The 13,800-nt window shown below is 45.9% G+C and carries 14 protein-coding genes; 11 read left to right on the top strand and 3 right to left on the bottom strand.

Features of this window, described 5'->3' with window-relative positions; all coding sequences use genetic code 11:
* Positions 1 to 16: 16 nt before the first annotated feature.
* The gene (locus tag BN162_RS07310) at positions 17 to 775 is read left to right on the top strand and encodes an SDR family NAD(P)-dependent oxidoreductase (protein ID WP_020224422.1); all 759 of its coding nucleotides are present in this window, start codon (positions 17 to 19) and stop codon (positions 773 to 775) included.
* 159 nt (positions 776 to 934) lie between these two features.
* Entirely contained in the window at positions 935 to 1,486 is a 552-nt protein-coding gene (locus BN162_RS07305; protein ID WP_020224421.1) for a signal peptidase II, read from the top strand.
* Positions 1,487 to 1,611: 125 nt separating this feature from the next.
* On the opposite strand, the gene BN162_RS07300 is transcribed toward BN162_RS07305, so the two are convergent.
* Complete coding sequence (locus BN162_RS07300; protein ID WP_020224420.1) at positions 1,612 to 2,628, bottom strand: LacI family DNA-binding transcriptional regulator; 1,017 nt, start codon at positions 2,626 to 2,628, stop codon at positions 1,612 to 1,614.
* A gap of 312 nt (positions 2,629 to 2,940) precedes the next feature.
* Here BN162_RS07300 and BN162_RS07295 point away from each other — a divergent pair, with 312 nt between their 5' ends.
* From BN162_RS07295 to mglC, 3 genes are all read left to right on the top strand, one after another.
* Entirely contained in the window at positions 2,941 to 3,975 is a 1,035-nt protein-coding gene (locus BN162_RS07295; RefSeq protein WP_020224419.1) for a substrate-binding domain-containing protein, read from the top strand.
* A gap of 78 nt (positions 3,976 to 4,053) precedes the next feature.
* Positions 4,054 to 5,562 carry a sugar ABC transporter ATP-binding protein gene (locus tag BN162_RS07290; RefSeq protein ID WP_020224418.1) on the top strand — a complete coding sequence of 503 codons (1,509 nt, stop codon included), beginning with the start codon at positions 4,054 to 4,056 and terminating at the stop codon, positions 5,560 to 5,562.
* A gap of 15 nt (positions 5,563 to 5,577) precedes the next feature.
* On the top strand, positions 5,578 to 6,579 hold the full coding sequence (gene mglC, locus BN162_RS07285) for a galactose/methyl galactoside ABC transporter permease MglC (RefSeq protein WP_020224417.1): 1,002 nt from the start codon (positions 5,578 to 5,580) through the stop codon (positions 6,577 to 6,579).
* A 47-nt stretch (positions 6,580 to 6,626) separates the two neighbouring features.
* On the opposite strand, the gene BN162_RS07280 is transcribed toward mglC, so the two are convergent.
* Together BN162_RS07280 and BN162_RS07275 are read right to left on the bottom strand one after the other, a co-directional pair.
* The gene (locus tag BN162_RS07280; RefSeq protein WP_020224416.1) at positions 6,627 to 7,151 is read right to left on the bottom strand and encodes an LIM domain-containing protein; all 525 of its coding nucleotides are present in this window, start codon (positions 7,149 to 7,151) and stop codon (positions 6,627 to 6,629) included.
* A 15-nt stretch (positions 7,152 to 7,166) separates the two neighbouring features.
* Complete coding sequence (locus tag BN162_RS07275; RefSeq protein ID WP_154651799.1) at positions 7,167 to 7,637, bottom strand: hypothetical protein; 471 nt, start codon at positions 7,635 to 7,637, stop codon at positions 7,167 to 7,169.
* Positions 7,638 to 7,995: 358 nt separating this feature from the next.
* Between BN162_RS07275 and BN162_RS07270 the strand changes: the two genes are divergently transcribed.
* The 6 genes from BN162_RS07270 (at position 7,996) to BN162_RS07245 (ending at position 13,637) form a co-directional block, all read left to right on the top strand.
* Positions 7,996 to 9,132 (top strand): GTP-binding protein, encoded by a 1,137-nt coding sequence (locus tag BN162_RS07270; RefSeq protein ID WP_020224414.1) that lies wholly within the window; start codon positions 7,996 to 7,998, stop codon positions 9,130 to 9,132.
* Positions 9,133 to 9,136: 4 nt separating this feature from the next.
* Positions 9,137 to 10,075, top strand: a complete 939-nt coding sequence (locus BN162_RS07265) for a TIGR03943 family putative permease subunit (protein WP_020224413.1) — start codon at positions 9,137 to 9,139, stop codon at positions 10,073 to 10,075.
* Positions 10,076 to 10,260: 185 nt separating this feature from the next.
* Positions 10,261 to 10,770, top strand: coding sequence for a methylated-DNA--[protein]-cysteine S-methyltransferase (locus BN162_RS07260; RefSeq protein ID WP_020224412.1), 510 nt, complete (start codon positions 10,261 to 10,263; stop codon positions 10,768 to 10,770).
* A 133-nt stretch (positions 10,771 to 10,903) separates the two neighbouring features.
* Positions 10,904 to 11,404 (top strand): GNAT family N-acetyltransferase, encoded by a 501-nt coding sequence (locus tag BN162_RS07255; protein ID WP_040451627.1) that lies wholly within the window; start codon positions 10,904 to 10,906, stop codon positions 11,402 to 11,404.
* 127 nt (positions 11,405 to 11,531) lie between these two features.
* Positions 11,532 to 12,362 carry an undecaprenyl-diphosphate phosphatase gene (locus tag BN162_RS07250; protein ID WP_040451625.1) on the top strand — a complete coding sequence of 277 codons (831 nt, stop codon included), beginning with the start codon at positions 11,532 to 11,534 and terminating at the stop codon, positions 12,360 to 12,362.
* 75 nt (positions 12,363 to 12,437) lie between these two features.
* A complete protein-coding gene (locus BN162_RS07245) occupies positions 12,438 to 13,637 on the top strand; it encodes a cytochrome c biogenesis protein/redoxin (protein WP_020224409.1) in 1,200 nt (399 codons plus the stop codon).
* The last annotated feature ends 163 nt before the right edge of the window (positions 13,638 to 13,800 follow it).

Genomic DNA, 13,800 nt, shown 5'->3' with positions numbered 1-13,800 from the left:
TCAAAAGGAGAAATTTATGAAAATGAAATCAAAGACAGTCATTATTACCGGCGGCGGCAAGGGGATCGGTTTCGGTGTCGCAACGGCCTTTGCCAAAGAAGGTGCTGACATTGTCATTACCGGACGTCAGGAATCGGCTTTAGCACAAGCAAAAGAAAAATTGGAATCGGCTTACGGCATTCGTGTGGGCTATGTCGCCGGGGATCTCGGCCAGGAAGAAACTGCGGCGAAGGTTGTTGCCAAGGCGATTGAAATGACCGGACATCTGGATGTTCTGATCAACAATGCTCAAGCTTCCAAATCGGGTGTCATGTTAGCGGATCATACAAAATCGGATTTTGATCTGGCCATCTATTCCGGCCTGTATGCAACCTTCTTCATGATGCGTGCAGCTTTCCCTTATTTAAAAGAAACTCAGGGCAGCGTGATCAATTTTGCTTCCGGCGCGGGTCTGGCCGGTCGATTGGGTCAGGCATCCTACGCTGCGGCGAAGGAAGGAATCCGCGGGTTGTCCCGGGTTGCGGCTACGGAGTGGGGCGAGTATGGGATTAATGTCAACGTTGTCTGCCCGTTAGTTGAAACTGAACAGCTGAGAAAATGGAAAGAAGAATATCCGGATGTCTATGCCAAGACGATCAAGAGTGTTCCGTTAGGGCGCTTCGGCGATGCGGAAAAGGATATCGGCAGAACCTGCCTTTTCTTAGCCAGTGAAGATGCATCCTATATCAGTGGGGAAACGATCACACTGCAGGGGGGATCAGGCCTGCGTCCTTAAGCCGGACAACAAAGAAATAATTGAGCCGCGGAAGAATCTTGTCCGCGGCTTTTTTTTGGCTTTAAATAGATTGCCGATGCATAAAAAAACCGAATAATGTCATATCCAGTTTGTTTATGATAGAATTGAACCAATACAAAAATACGAGGTGGTCAAAGGATGAAACGATTTCGTTTATGGGTTCTTCCTGTCTGGGGGTTGATCTTGATTGATCAAAGCATCAAGCTGGTGATTGCCAACCGGTTTATGGATTGCGAATTCACGTTGATTGACGGATGGCTGCGGTTTCATCCTATCCAGAACACGCAGCTTTCCTACGGTGGTCAATTTCTTTCGCTGTTGTCCAATCCATTGCTATTGATCGTGATTAATCTGATCATTCTTTTTCTTTATTGGGGAGGTTATCGCTTCTATAAAATCAAGCGGAAAAAAACTACCATTGTTGTCAGAATCATCATGATCTGTGGTTTGGCTGGATGCTTCTGCAGCTTAATTGATAAAATATTCTGGGGCGGGAGCCTAGACTTTTTGCAGATTCCCAATCTTTTTATTTTTGATGGAAAGGATGTTTATCTGACCCTTTCAGAGGTTTTCTTTGTTATCTTGGCGCTGCGTCACAATCAGGAAATTTCTGCCCGGGAATTTATTCGTTTTTGTATCGATCAGTTTCATACACGGCTTCATCAAAACTCTGTTAAAAATAAGGACTAAGCAAGGCTGAACAGAAGCTTGCGGTAGAATGAATAGCTTCTGCCTATAACTGATTCTTGTCATGATAATCTTTCCAGCTGAATGATAAAGCAAGAGTGACCTCAACAATGGAGGCAAAGGAGGGCTTATTTCGTTTTTGAACGCGGACGAGTACAGGATTGGCGCAGAATCAGAGAACACGGCAGCGTGATCTGCATCGGATAGATTTTATCTTTCGTTGCAAACTGCGTGATAAACTGGGCAGCCAGCTCGCCCATTTGCCGAGCCGGAGCGTAAATTGTCGTCAGCGGCGGATTCGTATAAGCCGTATTCTGATTATTATTAAAGCCTAAGATCGAAATGTCTTCGGGTACAAGGTAATTGTTCTCATGCAATGCCCGCAGCGCGCCCATCGCGATCGCATCACTGGCACAGAACAAAGCTGTTGGGACCGTATGCGCGGCGATCAAGTCGAGCATCATCGCATAACCGGATTCAACCGTGAATTGATCACGCCGGACATAGCGGCTGTTATCCCAGTTTTTATGCCGGCAGAATTCCTGATAACAATGGAACCGCTGTTCAAAGTAGACCTCGCCGTCGGAAGTATGTTCAATACCGCCCAGAAAACCAATTCGGGAGTGGCCTAGACCACTGAGGTATTCCAGCCCTTCCAAGACAGCAGTGCGGAAATCCATGACAATGGTGTTTACAAATATTTTCGGCATATACAGATCAACAAAAATAACTTTGTCAGTCAGTTTGCGGAACTCACTGATTTCCTGATTGGAGAACTTGCCGATGCAGATCAGACCGTCCAGCATTGAAAGCTTGCTTAAAAAGTCTGTATCGCCGCGAAAGGAACGGATCATTTCAATGTTGTTTTGATTTAGATAACTTTCTGCTCCGATTCGGATCGACAGGTAAAACGGATCATTCAGTTCTTTTTCGATTGAATACCACTGCACGATGCCGATCCGGATCGGATTATATTTATTTTTCGTTTTGATTTTGCGTTTGACATAGCCCAGTTTCTTCGCTTCATCGAAGACTCGCTGGCGCGTTTGTTCCGCAACCTTTAAGGTTGGATCATAGTTGAGTATCCGCGATACGGCGGCTGCGGATACGCCTGCCCGCTGGGCAATTTCTTTAATCGTAGACATCGTTATCAACTCTTCTCTCATTCTTACTCTAACGAATTTCAGTGAACAAGTCAAAATAATTTACTAAATAAATCACAATGAACTTGATGTTTTACTAAAATTGTTACCGCTTACATTTTCTCTTACCATCTGGATAAAATTGGAAAAAGCCAATGATAAAGGCATTCTTTAACATTAATTGTCGAATTAAATAAAAATAGATTTTACTAAAACTAGATAAAACATGCTGAAAGTTTATCTGGATTCATTGACACGGCGACTTGAAACGTCATAGAATGTAAGCGTATACAGAAGCTATACGGAGGGAAAAAGATGAAAAAACTATTTGCTTTTCTTGCATCAGCATTGATGGTATTATCCCTTGCTGCATGCTCCAACAACGGCGGCGGTAATAATGATACCCCAACGGATAACGGCGGAGCCAATACCGATAAAAAAGTTTACAACATCGGTGTCTCCATCTACAAATTTGATGATAACTTCATGACGCTGTACCGGAAGGAAATCGAAAGCTATTTCAAAACGCTGAATACGGACGAAGTAGAATATCAGGTCACAATTCAGGACGGCAAAGGCGATATGGCTGAACAGACCAACCAGATTGATAACTTCATCGCTCAGGACTATGACGCTCTGATCATTAACTTAGTCCAGGCTACTTCAGCCGCAACCGTCATTGATAAGTGCGAAGCAGCAAACAAGCCATGCATTTTCATCAACCGTGAACCAAGTGAAGAAGATATGAAGAAATTCCCAGGCATGATTACTTATGTCGGCGCTGATGCTCGTCAGTCAGGCAAGTATCAGGGCGAACTGATCGCGGATCTGCCGAACAATGGCGATCTCAACGGCGACGGCATCTTACAGTATGTCATGGTTGTCGGCGATCCGGAAAATGTTGATGCGAAGTATCGTACAGAATTCTCGATTTCTCAATACGAAGCCGTTTCTGGTTTGAAAGTTGAAAAATTAGATGAACAGCGCGGCGATTGGGATCAGGCCAAAGGTCAGGAAATCGTAGCGAATGCTTTAACTCAGTATGGTGATAAGATTGAAGCTGTCTTCTGCAACAATGACGCGATGGCTTTGGGCGCAGCTCAGGCAATCACAGCGGCAGGCCGCAAAGTCGGTGAAGATATTTATCTGGTCGGCGTTGATGCTTTGGCAGAAGCCGTTGACCTGGTTTCGACCGGCGGTATGACAGGTACAGTTCTGAACGACCATATCAATCAGTCGCATCAGGCAGTTGACTGCGCCGTTATGGCAGTAAAGGGTGATAAGCTGGATCCTTACTACTGGATTGACTACATTAAGGTTACTCCGGAAAACGTTGATAAGTACAAATAAGTAAAAGAATTCGAAAATTAAGTGTGCCTTCGCGCACACTTAATTTTTCTGGATTTCAAAGAGGAAGGGGATTTATTCATGAGTGACTATATTTTACAGATGAAAAATATAAGTAAAAGCTTCCCTGGCGTTAAAGCGCTCGACCGCGTCTGTCTGAATGTCCGTCCGGGAACCGTTCACGCGTTAATGGGTGAAAACGGAGCCGGCAAGTCCACACTGATGAAATGTTTGTTCGGCATCTATAAAAAGGATGAAGGACAGGTTATTTTCAACGATGAAGAAGTGGATATCAAAGATACCAACGACGCGCTGCATCGGGGCATTGCGATGGTTCATCAGGAACTGCAGCCCATTCCGGACCGCAGTATCGCTGAAAATATTTTCTGCGGCCGCTATCCAATGAAACGAATCGGGCCGGTACAGGTGGTGGATCATGCGCGGATGTATAAGGAAACGGAAGACCTCTTAAAAGAAGTCAATCTGGATTTCAATCCCAAAGTCAAATTGGGAACGCTGTCCGTTTCGCAAATGCAGTCGGTTGAAATCGCCAAGGCTGTTTCTGTCAATGCCAAGATCGTGATCATGGACGAGCCGACGTCATCGCTGACGGAAAACGAAGTTGAGGGACTGTTCGATATTATCAATAAGCTCCGTTCTAAGGGCGTATCGATTATTTATATTTCTCATAAGATGGAAGAAATTCTAAAAATCTCCGATGAAGTGACGATCATGCGTGACGGTACTTACGTCGGCACCTGGCCGGCAGGCGAGTTAACGACAGATTTGATCATTCAGCGCATGGTTGGCCGTGAGCTGACTAATCGTTTCCCGCCGCGGTCCAATGTTCCAGGTGAGGTTGTTCTAAAAGTTGAAAACTTCACATCGATTGATCCGCGCAGCTTCCGTGATGTCTCTTTTGAATTAAAAAAAGGCGAGATTCTGGGCATTGGCGGTTTGGTCGGCGCTCAGCGAACAGAATTGATGGAAGGGCTGTTTGGGGTTCGGCATATAGAATCCGGAACCGTTACCTATAAAAATGAAACGATCAAGATTCATCATCCGCGGGATGCGATTAAAAAGGGCATTGCCTTATTGACGGAAGATCGCCGGGCTACCGGAATTTTCGGGGTTCTGTCCATTTCTGACAATGTTGGCGTGGCTTCGCTGGACAAATACATTGATTATGGTGTAGTGCTGAATAACAAGAAGCTGGATAGTTTGGTGAAGGACAACATCGATAAGATGAGCATAAAAACACCGAGTACAAAAACACAGATTCAGTCGCTGTCGGGCGGCAACCAACAGAAAGTCATCATCGCCCGCTGGCTTGCCAACGATCCGGAGATTCTGATTCTGGATGAGCCAACCCGCGGTATCGACGTTGGCGCAAAGTATGAAATTTATACGATTATCGCCGATCTGGCCAAGCAGGGCAAAGCGATTATCATGATTTCCAGCGAAATGCCGGAATTGATCGGGATGAGTGATCGGATCATGGTGATGTGCGAAGGCCGCGTTACCGGTTTTGTTGACAGTAAGACCACGACTCAGGAGGAAATCATGAGTCTGGCGACGAAATATATGTAAGGGGAGGGACTATTCATGGAATTCAATAAGAAAAAGGTAACCGATTTTCTAAGCAATAATGCCATCGTAATACTTTTAGTCCTGCTGGTGCTCTTTGTCGGTTTTACCCGTAAAGGATTTTTCAGCGGACCGAATTACAGCAATATCATTACCAATGTTACTCCGCGTTTTATCATCGCTTTGGGCGTCAGCGGCTGTTTGATTACAAAGGGAACTGACCTGTCGGCCGGCCGGATGGTTGGATTTGGCGGAGTTATTGCCTGTACGCTGCTGCAGCGGCCGGATTATACCGCAAAATTCTTTGAAAATCTGCCGCAGATGCCGTTAGTTGTCGTGCTTTTGATCGTCATGCTGATCACGGCGTTCTTCGGTCTGCTTAACGGCTGTGTTGTCGCTTATCTGAAAGTTCCGCCATTTCTGGCAACCTTGGGTATGCAGACCATCGTGTATGGCATTAACCTTGTTTATTCCGGTGCGGACCCGGTCGGCGGCCTGCGTTCTGACTTTACCGGGGTAGCAACCGATCCGATGTTTATCATTGGAAAATTCAGCTTTAAGTGGTTATTCCTGATCGCGATTGCCGCGGGGCTGATCTTCTGGTTCCTGTATAATAAAACCCGCTATGGCAAATATATGTATGCGATTGGCGGCAATGAAAACGCGGCGGAAGTTTCCGGCGTCAATGTCAACCGTTCAAAATTGAAAATCTATACACTGGCCGGTTTGATGTATGGCTTGGCAGGCTTCCTGTTGGCGGCAAAATCCGGCGGCGCCTCGGTTAATCTGGGCTTGGGCTATGAACTGGAAGCGATCGCAGCGTGTACGATTGGCGGTGTTTCAACCAACGGCGGCGTCGGTAAGGTGTCCGGCATCCTGTTGGGTGTGCTTGTTTTTGAATTGTTGAAAACCTCGATGCAGTACCTGCGGATCGATACTTCCTATCAGTTCATCGTACAGGGTATCGTGATTATCGTCGCGGTTGCGTTGGATATCCGCAAGTATACGGCAAAGAAATAAACAACAGCCTAAAGAAATTTATCCAAAAAAGAAAAAGAGTCCGGAATTTACTTCTGGGCTCTTTCGTTCCGTATCGCCAACCGCACTTTAATAATGGTAAGCAAAAGAAAGGCAAAGATCAGGATGAAGAAGAACGGGACAAATTCAGGTTGAGTCCCAAACATAAAGGCCACGAGCATGAACAGGATAAATTGGGTTTTTAAACGTTTGCGCACGGTGTTGGCCTCTTCCTGAATGACCTTGTTTTTGATATCCGCTTTAAAATAAGCTTTTTCATACAGCTGAGCGCTGCCGTACTTCATCGCAATATAAGTGATCACAAACAAGATGACAGCCAGGATCAGAACCCAGGCCTGCATCTTCCAATTCAGCAGGAAGAAGATCAAAACGAGAACTGCGGAGTAGAGTACAGCGCTGAAACAGAAATAAATCAACAAATCGGCTTCGCTGACATAGCGCTTTTGCTGATGATGACAGTGCGGACAGACTACCGATCCCGGTTCAAATTGTTCAAATAGAGCGTTGACCTGCGATGTGATTGGTTTTTTGCAGTTTTCACAGTTAACTTTCATTGATATCACCTTGATTTATTGTATCATATTCCAGGTTGTGAAAATAGCGTAAAATGAGCATTTGACACGAACATATACCGGAGAAATTAGAAAAATAAAAGCTGAAATTAAAGGCGTATCCTGAATAAAATTCAGTGAAACAAAAGAACCATCAGCCGCATACTGACAAGAACCAGACTGATCAAAAGTAGGATAAAGAACGGAAGGTTTGTTAAAATCCATAAAAATGAGGACTAGAATACCAATATAGTTCAGCCGCAAAGCATTGAAACGGTTTTTTACGCTGAGCTGAGCCTGCGGAGACAGCGGCCTGGAAATGCTCGGAGAGAAGTGATAAAGAAATAAACGAAATTGATCCAGAAGCAAAATACCTCCGCCCAATGAGATAAGATTAGCCAACGGCAACAGCTCAGAGCGGACTTGCATAAGCGCGGGCAGCAGCAGGATCAATCCAAGGATCAACAACAGTGTAAGCAGCTGATCCATCAGAAAATCAATTTCTGTCAGACTTCGCGATTGAAGGGCATGGCAATGAGGACACTCAAGCGGACCGGCGTCATAACAGGCAAAGACCGTGCGTACCGTTTTTGTCAGGTTTTCGCCGCAGTGTTCACATTGGATTTTCACATTCAACAACCCTTCTCTAATTAAGAAGTAGAACAAAGAGGCATGGAACATGGAAAATCGGTCAACAATGAAAACAGAACAGGCAGAAACCTGTCATTTCTAAGTGGAAAGTGCTAAAATAAGGAACACAGGCTTATTCGGATCCTGAATAGGGAGCGGAAAAGTCAGCGGTACAGTAGAAAAGATCTGCGGAATAAAAAAGAAAGAAGGATGAATCATGACACAAATTGATATTATTTCAGGATTTCTCGGCGCAGGAAAAACGACATTAATTAAAAAATTATTGCAGGAAGGTTTTCCAAAAGAGAAGATCGTCCTGATCGAAAATGAGTTTGGTGAAATCGGCATTGACAGTGGTTTCTTAAAGGAAGCTGGAATTGAAATCAAAGAGATGAATTCAGGCTGCATCTGCTGCAGTCTGGTCGGTGATTTTGCCGAAGCTTTGAAAAAATGCGAAGAACAGTTCAAACCGGATCGCATTGTAATTGAACCCTCCGGAGTGGGAAAACTGTCGGATGTCATCGGTGCGGTTCAGGGCGTTCAGGCAGAAACGGAAATGGAGCTGCACAGCTTCACAACCGTAGCGGATGCGACGAAATGCAAAATGTATATGAAGAATTTCGGTGAGTTCTTTAACGATCAAATTGAACATGCAAACACCATTGTTTTGAGCCGGACACAGAAGCTGAGTGAAGAAAAGCTGGCGGAATGCCTTGCCTTAATTCGGGAAAAGAATCCGAAAGCGGTTGTCATTACGACCCCTTGGGAAGCGATCAGCGGAGCGCAGATTCTGGAGGCTATGGAACAGAAGGAACTGATGGAACAGCTGATGAAAGAAGATGAATGTCTGCCGCACCATCACGATCACGAAGAAGAATGCGAATTCGGACACCATCACGATCACGATGAAAAATGTGAATGCGGACATCATCACGATCACGATGAAGAGTGTGAATGCGGACACCATCACGATCATGATGAAGAGTGTGAATGCGGACACCATCACGATCATGATGAAGAATGTGGATGCGGACATCATCACCATCATCACCACCATCATGGCCATGATGCCGATGAAGTGTTTACCAGCTGGGGTGTGCAGACCGCCCATGTTTATCAGGAAGCTGAGCTGCAGCAGGCCTTAGATCAGATTGCTGCGGGAGCGGTTACCGGTACAGTTCTGCGGGCCAAAGGCATCGTTCCGTGTACCGATGGTACTTGGCTGCATTTTGATATGGTGCCGGAAGAATGCGAAATTCGTCGGGGTGCAGCGGCTGTTGCCGGCATGCTGTGCGTTATTGGTTCAAAGCTGGATGAAGCTCAGCTGGCAGAGCTGTTTCACGTAAAGGGGTAGGTTTATGGACGTTCCTGTATATTTATTTACTGGTTTTCTGGAGAGCGGCAAGTCCTCCATGATGAAAGAAACCCTGTCTGATCCGGAATTCAACGATGGATCAAAGACCTTGATTCTGGCTTGCGAGCAAGGCGAAGTTGAGTTTGAAAAAACGTTTTTAAAGCAGACTCATTCGGTTCTGGTGAACATTGAGGATAAGGCAGAGCTGACTGCGGATTATCTGGAGAAGCTTCAGCAGGAATACCGCCCCAAGCAGGTGTTTATTGAATTCAACGGTATGTGGAGCGTGACGGAATTTCTGGATATGGAATTTCCGCTGAATTGGATGCTGGTGCAGATTATTTCCACAGTGGATGCCCAGACGTTTATGATGTATGTCAACAATATGCGTTCCTTGATGTATGATCAGCTGGTGCACTCGGAAATGATTTTAATTAACCGCTGTGACTCCAACACGAAGAAGTCATTTCTGCGCAGCAACATCAAAGCGATCAACAAAGGGGCGCAGATCATCTATGAATCTGTTGACGGCGGAATTAATGATCTGCCGGAAGATGATCTGCCCTTTGATATCAATGCGTCGGTAATTGATATTCAGGATGATGATTATGGTTTGTGGTATATGGATGCGCTGGATCACCCTTATAAATATGACGGCAAAGTCGTGCGGTTTAAGGGTAAAGTCGTGCATATCGAGAAGGATAATCGCTCGTTTGTCATGGGCCGTTATGCCATGGTCTGCTGCGCGGAAGATACGTCGCTGATCGGTTATCTGTGCAAAAGTGTTAAACCTGTCAAATTAGTGATGAATGAGTGGATTACTCTCACTGCCCGTATCGTTGTTGAATATGATGAGGAATATCAGCGCAATCTGGTAGTTCCGCATGCGCAGGCCATTGAGCCGGCTGAGGAATTGCAGGACGATCTGGTTTACTTTAGCTGATAGCATTGGCGTCAGGAATACTTTCTGGCGTTTTTCTTTATGCCAAGGGGCAAATAAAAGAAGCCAGCGCACAAACCTTTTCTTTTTGGCGCGGCTAGAGTAAAATAAAAAATAGAATCTGCCGTTGTTCGAGAAGCAGGAGCTGTGATCCTGGGCGGATGTAGGACACAATCAGGGAGGAATCTATGCACGCATGTTTTTATCGCCGAACTTCGCTCGGCATGATTCGGATTGAAGAATGGAACGAACGGATTGTTAAAGTGAATTTTGAACATGAATTTCCGCAAGAGGAAGAATGCGAAGTCATAGAAACGGCCTGTTTGTGGTCAGCGTTTACACAGCTGCAGGAGTATTTGACTGGAAAGCGGCAGACTTTTGAATTGATTCTGCATCCGGAAGGCACGGATTTTCAGAAAGCAGCCTGGCAGGCGCTGATGGAAATTCCGTATGGACAAACCCGGACCTATCGGCAGCAGGCGGAAAGGATCGGCAAGCCGAAAGCAGTGCGGGCGATCGGAATGGCTAATCATCGCAATCCGATTCCAATCTTTATTCCCTGTCATCGCGTGATTGGGACGGATGGTTCGCTGACGGGATATGGCGGAGGATTAGAAATCAAACAATCACTTTTGGCTCTGGAGCGGATGACACTGGAAAAACAACGAGAAGCTGAGATGGCCAAGGCCGGCCAGTAAAGTCAGTATTCTAGCCTGGTTGAGCACCATCAAAACAAACGCGGCCGCAATCGTTACCGCGGACAAAACGCGGAGGATGACCGTATTCGGAAAAAAGATAGAGTTTAAAAAGAATGAACTGAAGGAGAAATTTATGGAAGCCTTTGAATTACAAGATGCTGATGCAGCGCTGTTGGAGCAAATTGCGGCCTTAGCCGAAACCATCTGGCATGAACATTATGAATCAATTTTGGGTTTGGATCAGGTCAATTACATGGTTGAGCATTTCCAATCCCTGCCTGCGATGCAGGATCAGATCGCAAGCCAAGGCTATCGTTACCGCGGTGTTTTCTGGCAAGGAAAACTGTGCGGCTACGTAGCGACAGCTTGGCGTCCGGAGCATCTCTTTCTAAGCAAGCTTTATCTTAAGGCAGAATTGCGGGGATTGGGATTAGCATCGCGGGTGCTTTCATGCTTAAAAAATGAAGCGAAAGAAGGAACTGGGAAAATCCAGCTGACTGTGAATCGTTTCAATGCGGATTCCATTGCCATCTATCGGAAGTGGGGATTTGTTACGCTGCGTGAAGAAAAAAATTCGATTGGCGGCGGTTATTATATGGACGATTACATCATGGAGCTGGATTGCAGTCAATAAGGCCTGCGTCAGTTCAAAAAAACAGGAAAAGCGTCGGAAAAGGTAGAGCCCGGCGCATTTCGATGGTATAATAACGAAGTCTGTCTGCTAAGATGTTAACAGTGAAGGAGTGAAGTCCGTGAATCTGATGATAGAAATGATAAAAGCGATCGTGCTGGGAATCGTCCAGGGGATTACCGAATGGCTGCCGATCAGCAGTACTGGGCATATGATTCTGGTCAACGAACTGATGCCGCTGACGGTGCTGGCGGATGTTGCCGCCAATAAAGAGTTTGTCGACATGTTTATGGTTGTGATTCAGTTTGGTTCGATACTGGCAGTGCTGCTGCTGTATTTCCACAAGCTGAATCCGTTCTCTCCGCGTAAAAACGCTTATGAAAAACGCAGCACAATTGATTTATGGCTGAAAGTGATTGTCGCCGTCGTGCCGGCGGGGATTATCGGCGTCTTGTTTGATGATTTGATCGACGCTTATTTCTACAATCCAATTACCGTGGCGGCCATGCTGATTGTGTATGGCGTAGCCTTCTTGGTGATAGAGAATCGGCATCGCCGTCCGAGCGTCACTTCTTTTGATAAGATGAGCTACAAAACAGCGCTGGCGATCGGAGTCTTTCAGGTGCTGGCCTTAATTCCGGGAACATCCCGTTCCGGAGCGACAATTCTGGGGGCCGTGCTGCTGGGCTGTTCCCGTGGGATTGCTGCTGAATTCTCATTCTTTCTGGCCGTTCCGGTTATGTTTGGCGCAAGTTTGCTGAAACTGATTAAAATGAAGATCGCCTTCTCCCTGGCGACAGCTTCCGTGCTGCTTGTCGGTATGATCGTTGCCTTCATCGTTTCCGTGTTTGCGATCCGCTTCTTAATGGGCTATATCCGCAAGCATGACTTTAAGGCGTTTGGCGTTTATCGGATTGTTTTGGGTGTTTTGGTCTTAGCTTACTTTTTCTTAATCAAGTAAGAAATGAATAAGGGGGAAATGCTGCAAACGGCATTTTCCTTTGTTTTTTAACCAGCAGAGGAAAGGATTTGATGTATGAATAATCAAGCATGGCTTGTGCTGACGGAGGGGTTTCTGTCGTTTTTCTCCCCCTGCGTTCTGCCGATTTTACCAGTATATATGGCGTATTTAAGTCAGGATGCGCTGAAAAAAGATTTGACAGGCTGGCGGAAACGACTGCATATTTTCGGTTTTACACTGGCCTTTGTACTGGGCATCTGTACGGTGTTCTTTATTGCGGCGATGTCGGCGAAAGGGATCAGCGGATGGCTGAATGAGAATCGGCTGCTGATTTCCTTGCTGGGCGGTATTTTAATTGTTTTCTTCGGCTTAGTTCAGTTAGGCTGGATTCAAATTCCGTTTCTAATGCGGGAGTTTCGGCTGACGCAAAAGCAGGCGGGCAAGGAAGCCGGGAGTTTGATTCAGGCTTACGCGATGGGCTTCTTGTTCAGTTTTGCCTGGACCCCCTGCATCGGACCTATGCTTTCGTCCATACTGGTTGTTGCGGCGGCTTCCTCCAGCAGTACGCTTTTGATCTTCTGCTACGGATTGGGTTTTGTCGTTCCCTTTTTGATTCTGGGGTTGTTTACAGAAGAAGCGCTGAACTGGCTGAATCGAAAAAAGAGCTGGCTGCCGAAAGCGATGAAGCTGGGCGGAATCTTATTGATCGTTATGGGGTTGTGGATGAGTGTGCCGGCAGCGGCCACGATTTCCGATCAGCTGCAGCGTCAATCCAATAACGGAACAGTTTCTACAGGAGGACAGCCGACCGCAACCCCATCGACGGATGAAAACGGCCGCGAAGTGATCCCGGCCTATGATTTCACGCTGACAGATCAGTATGGCAATACGCATACGTTGTCCCAATATAAAGGAAAGATCGTGATGCTGCAGTTTTTTGCAACCTGGTGTACCTATTGCAAGGCTGAACTGCCTTCGGTGCAGGAACTGTATGAAGAGCTGCCTGAGGATCTGGTCATTCTGGTCGTCAATCAGCCTGGGGGCCGGGAAACGGATAAGCAAGGCGTCATCGACTTTTTGGATAAGAACGGCTATACGTTTCCGACCGTATTTGATGAAGACGGCCAGGTTAATTACAATTATGGAATTACCGGGCTGCCGACAACTTATCTGATCAACACGGAAGGCAATGTCTATGGTTATATGCCGGGTGCGATGGATAAAGAAACCATGCTCAGAATTATTGAAATGGCCCGCAACAATGAGGCTTATTAAAGTAAAAATTCTAGATCCTGATTTTTTGTAAAAAGGTGCTGTTCCTTTGAAAAGAAAAGCGGGAAGCACAGATTTCAAAAGAAAGTGGCTTTTCTGACTTTAAAATAAAATAGAAATCAAACATTGAACAAGATAAACTTCTGCGGAAGTTTATCTTTTTTTT

The sequence above is a fragment of the Holdemania massiliensis AP2 genome (assembly GCF_000327285.1).
GTDB lineage: Bacteria > Bacillota_I > Bacilli_A > Erysipelotrichales > Erysipelotrichaceae > Holdemania > Holdemania massiliensis.
Note: the sequence above shows the minus strand (reverse complement) of the source record. Positions and strands in the feature narration are given on the sequence as shown.

Coding starts and splice junctions, on each gene's coding strand:
- BN162_RS07305 (WP_020224421.1), top strand. CDS start 935: ATGAAACGATTTCGTTTATGGGTTCTTCCTGTCTGGGGGTTGATCTTG.
- BN162_RS07310 (WP_020224422.1), top strand. CDS start 17: ATGAAAATGAAATCAAAGACAGTCATTATTACCGGCGGCGGCAAGGGG.
- BN162_RS07295 (WP_020224419.1), top strand. CDS start 2,941: ATGAAAAAACTATTTGCTTTTCTTGCATCAGCATTGATGGTATTATCC.
- BN162_RS07270 (WP_020224414.1), top strand. CDS start 7,996: ATGACACAAATTGATATTATTTCAGGATTTCTCGGCGCAGGAAAAACG.
- BN162_RS07300 (WP_020224420.1), bottom strand. CDS start 2,628: ATGTCTACGATTAAAGAAATTGCCCAGCGGGCAGGCGTATCCGCAGCC.
- BN162_RS07250 (WP_040451625.1), top strand. CDS start 11,532: ATGATAGAAATGATAAAAGCGATCGTGCTGGGAATCGTCCAGGGGATT.
- BN162_RS07245 (WP_020224409.1), top strand. CDS start 12,438: ATGAATAATCAAGCATGGCTTGTGCTGACGGAGGGGTTTCTGTCGTTT.
- BN162_RS07290 (WP_020224418.1), top strand. CDS start 4,054: ATGAGTGACTATATTTTACAGATGAAAAATATAAGTAAAAGCTTCCCT.
- BN162_RS07275 (WP_154651799.1), bottom strand. CDS start 7,637: ATGGATCAGCTGCTTACACTGTTGTTGATCCTTGGATTGATCCTGCTG.
- BN162_RS07260 (WP_020224412.1), top strand. CDS start 10,261: ATGCACGCATGTTTTTATCGCCGAACTTCGCTCGGCATGATTCGGATT.
- BN162_RS07255 (WP_040451627.1), top strand. CDS start 10,904: ATGGAAGCCTTTGAATTACAAGATGCTGATGCAGCGCTGTTGGAGCAA.
- BN162_RS07280 (WP_020224416.1), bottom strand. CDS start 7,151: ATGAAAGTTAACTGTGAAAACTGCAAAAAACCAATCACATCGCAGGTC.
- mglC (WP_020224417.1), top strand. CDS start 5,578: ATGGAATTCAATAAGAAAAAGGTAACCGATTTTCTAAGCAATAATGCC.
- BN162_RS07265 (WP_020224413.1), top strand. CDS start 9,137: ATGGACGTTCCTGTATATTTATTTACTGGTTTTCTGGAGAGCGGCAAG.